The organism is Staphylococcus schweitzeri (assembly GCF_002902405.1).
GTDB classification, from domain to species: domain Bacteria; phylum Bacillota; class Bacilli; order Staphylococcales; family Staphylococcaceae; genus Staphylococcus; species Staphylococcus schweitzeri.
In genome coordinates this window covers 1-220 of sequence record NZ_PPQS01000037.1, presented here as the reverse complement: position 1 = coordinate 220, position 220 = coordinate 1, and the positions used below count along the sequence as shown (strand labels likewise).

The following is a 220-nucleotide window of genomic DNA, read 5'->3' as shown; positions in this document are numbered from 1 at the left end:
CTGTGAGAAAAATAACGCGGTTGTATTATTTAAAATGCATCCGTTTGTAAAAAATAGACTTAATATTGCAGACAAGCATAAACAATATTTTGTTGATGTTTCTGACTTTAGAGAAGTTAATGATATACTGTTTATAACAGATTTATTAATTAGTGACTACTCATCTTTAATATATGAATATGCAGTATTTAAAAAGCCAATGATTTTCTATGCATTTGAT

At 25.9% G+C, this 220-nt stretch carries 1 protein-coding gene; it reads left to right on the top strand.

Features of this window, described 5'->3' with window-relative positions; genetic code table 11:
- The coding region (locus tag CD116_RS07990; protein WP_206168528.1) for a CDP-glycerol glycerophosphotransferase family protein at positions 1-220 on the top strand (220 nt) is incomplete at both ends.